Source organism: Streptomyces sp. NPDC026417, assembly GCF_055567695.1.
On the sequence record NZ_JBVHPY010000031.1, the window covers coordinates 68,449 to 71,859 of the forward strand.

Below are 3,411 nucleotides of genomic sequence, written 5' to 3' on the forward strand. Positions count from 1 at the left end.
CCCTCTCTGAACGACACCCGCCACGCCCCCCTCCCTCCCTCCTCCCCCCCCTCCCCCCCCCCCCCCCCCCCCTCCCCCCCCCCCCCCCCCCCCCCCCCACCACCAGGCACTCATCGCGGACGGCCACCACCGCTGGGCGACCTACCTCCGGCTGCGCTCCGAACACCCCTCCCCCGGCCCGTGGGACTACGGTCTGGTGCTCCTGGTGGACACGGCACGACATCCGCTCCGGGTCCGCGCGATCCACCGCCTCCTCCACCGGCTGCCCGTGGCCGAGGCGCTCGCGGCCGTGACGGCCCACTTCCGGGTACGCCGCCTGGACGCCCCCCTCGCCGAGGCCCTGACGGCACTCGCCGGAGCGGCCGCCGAGGGCAACGCCTTCCTCCTGGCCGGCGACGGCGCCTTCCACCTCGTCGACCGCCCCTCGCCGGACCTCCTGGCCCGCACGGTCCCGGCGGACCGCCCCGAAGCCTGGCGCACCCTGGACGCGACGGTCCTGCACGCGGCGCTCCTGGAGCACGTCTGGCACATCCCGGAGGACTCCCCCGCGGACATCGCCTACATCCACGACACGGCCGCGACCGTCGAGAAGGCGGAACGCGACGGCGGTACGGCGGTCCTGATGCACCCGGTCCGCGAGGAGGTCGTCCGCGACCTCGCCCGTCAGGGCGTGATGATGCCGCGCAAGTCGACCTCGTTCGGCCCGAAGCCGGCGTCCGGTCTGGTGCTGCGCGCGCTCAGCCTCTGAAACAACGGACGGGCGGGACCCCGTCTCGGGGTCCCGCCCGTCCGCCGTCACCGCGGTGCTACCGCTGTTCCGGCCGCCGCGTCCGCACGACGTCAGCCGCGGGGAGCATCCTCGGGGCCGTCCTCGTCGTCACCGTCGGCCGGGGACTGCCGAGCCTCCGGCACCTCGGGCTCCTCGTCCTCGACGTCGGCCGAGTCCGCGACGTCGGCGGCATCCTCGGGCTCGGCGGCATCCTCGGCGTCGACGCGGGCGGGAAGCTCCACCTCGTCCTCGGACATCGCGTCGACGAACTCGACTCCGTCCAGCTCGGCGAGCCGGTCGGAGGCGTCCGTGCTGCCGTCCTTGTCGGACTCGACGGCCTTGGCGAACCACTCGCGCGCCTCGTCCTCACGGCCGGCGGCGAGCAGCGCGTCGGCGTACGCGTACCGCAGTCGCGCGGTCCAGGGCTGCACGGAGCTGGAGGCCAGCTCGGGACTCTGGAGCGTCACGATGGCGGCGTCGAGCTGGTCCATGTCGCGCCGGGCACCGGCGGCCACGAGCCGCATCTCGACCTGACCGGCCTTGTCCAGCTTCTGCACCTCGGGCGCACCCGCCATGTCCAGCGCCTTCTCGGGCCGGCCGAGGCCGCGCTCGCAGTCCGCCATCACGGGCCACAGGTCGACGTTTCCGGTCATCCGCCGGGCGGCCCGGAACTCGGCGAGCGCCTCGCTGAACTTCTGGCTCGCGTACGCGGCGAACCCGGCCGCCTCCCGTACGGCGGCGACGCGGGACGCCAGACGCAGGGCCACCCGGGAGTAGCCGTACGCCCCTTCCGGGTCCTCGTCGATGAGCCGCGCGACCATCACCAGGTTCCTGGCGACGTCCTCGGCCAGCCCCTTGGGCAGGCTCTGCAGCTCCTGCCGTACGTCCTTGTCGATCTCCTCACCCGTGACGTCGTCCGGGATCGGCAGCCGCTTGATCGGCTCACGGTCCCGCTCGCGCTCGTCGCGGTAGCGGCCGCCACCGCGCCGGTCGTCGCCCCGGCTGTCGTCGCGGCGGAACCCACCGGGACGGCCGCCCCGGTCGTCCCGGCGCGGGCCCTGCCCACGGTCGTCGCGCCCGCGGTACCCACCACGGTCGCCGCCGCCACGGCTGTCGTCGCGGCGGAAGCCACCGCGGTCACCGCCGCGGTCGTCTCGACGGTCGTCGCGGCGGAAGCCGCCGCGGTCGTCATCGCGGCGGAAGGCCGGACGGTCGCCTCCGCGGTCGTCGCGGCGGGGTCCACCGGTCGGGCGGTCGTCACGCCGGAAGGGGGGACGGTCGCCCCCGCCACGGCTGTCGTCACGACGGAAGCCGCCACGGTCACCGCCCCGGTCGTCTCGACGGTCGTCCCGGCGGAAGCCACCACGGTCGTCATCGCGACGGAAGGCCGGACGGTCGTCGTCCCGGCGGAACGCGGGACGGTCGCTACCGCGGTCGTCGCGGCGGAACCCACGGTCGCCCCGGTCGTCACGACGCGGACCCGCGGGCCGGTCGTCGCGGCGCGGACCACTCGACGGACGGTCGTCGCGACGGAAGCCACCGCGGTCACCACCGCGGTCGTCTCGACGGTCGTCGCGGCGGAAGCCACCACGGTCGTCGTCGCGACGGAACGCGGGACGTTCGCCTCCGCGGTCGTCGCGGCGGGGTCCACCGGTCGGGCGGTCGTCACGCCGGAAGGGGGGACGGTCGCCCCCGCCACGGCTGTCGTCACGACGGAAGCCGCCACGGTCACCGCCCCGGTCATCACGTCGGTCGTCCCGGCGGAAGCCACCACGGTCGTCATCGCGACGGAAGGCCGGACGGTCGTCGTCCCGGCGGAACGCGGGACGGTCGCTACCGCGGTCGTCGCGGCGGAACCCACGGTCGCCCCGGTCGTCACGACGCGGACCCGCGGGCCGGTCGTCGCGGCGCGGACCACTCGACGGACGGTCGTCGCGACGGAACCCACCACGATCGCCACCGCGGTCGTCACGGCCACGGAAACCGCCACCGCTACCACCGCGATTGTCGTCGCGGCGGAAGCCGCCACCGCTTCCACTACCGCCGCGGTTGTCATCACGACGGAAACCGCCACCGCCGCCGCCACGGTTGTCGTCACGGCGGAAGCCACCGCGGTCACCGCCACGGTCACCACCGCGATCGTCGCGCCGGTCGTCGCGGCCGCGGAAGCCGCCACCGCTTCCACTACCGCCGCGGTTGTCATCACGACGGAAACCGCCACCGCCGCCGCCACGGTTGTCGTCACGGCGGAAGCCACCGCGGTCACCGCCACGGTCACCACCGCGATCGTCGCGCCGGCCGGAGCCGCCGCGGTCGCTGTCACGGCCGGCATTGTCACGGCGCGGCGGGCCCCCGCGGTAGCCGCCGCGGTCACCACTGTCCCGGCGTCGCTGATCGCGTTCCGGTCGCTCGTCGGGAGAGTTGGTGGACATGGGTGACTCCTGTCTTCGGTACCGCAAGTCATTCTCGCGCAGCCGAGTACCCGGCGCGCTCTGGAAAAACAAAAGGACCCTTGGTCCCAGCGAGTCGCTGGGACCAAGGGTCCTCAAAATTTGTTCGGCGGCGTCCTACTCTCCCACAGGGTCCCCCCTGCAGTACCATCGGCGCTGTAAGGCTTAGCTTCCGGGTTCGGAATGTAACCG

General features: G+C 74.3%; 1 protein-coding gene, 1 rRNA gene and 2 pseudogenes. 1 reads left to right on the forward strand and 3 read right to left on the reverse strand.

The genetic code is table 11. The features are described 5' to 3' along the window. Positions 1-97: 97 nt before the first annotated feature. A pseudogene (locus ACZ4NT_RS34390) lies at positions 98-748 on the forward strand (DUF1015 family protein); the annotation flags it as partial. 92 nt (positions 749-840) lie between these two features. Here ACZ4NT_RS34390 and ACZ4NT_RS34395 read toward each other — a convergent pair. The 3 genes and pseudogenes from ACZ4NT_RS34395 to rrf form a co-directional block, all read right to left on the reverse strand. Further along, positions 841-1,698: a tetratricopeptide repeat protein gene (locus ACZ4NT_RS34395; protein WP_467729042.1), complete on the reverse strand. Its 858-nt coding sequence runs from the start codon at positions 1,696-1,698 to the stop codon at positions 841-843. A 414-nt stretch (positions 1,699-2,112) separates the two neighbouring features. Beyond that, a pseudogene (locus ACZ4NT_RS34400) lies at positions 2,113-2,547 on the reverse strand (hypothetical protein); the annotation flags it as partial. A 776-nt stretch (positions 2,548-3,323) separates the two neighbouring features. After that, positions 3,324-3,411, reverse strand: a 5S ribosomal RNA gene (gene rrf, locus ACZ4NT_RS34405); the annotation flags it as partial.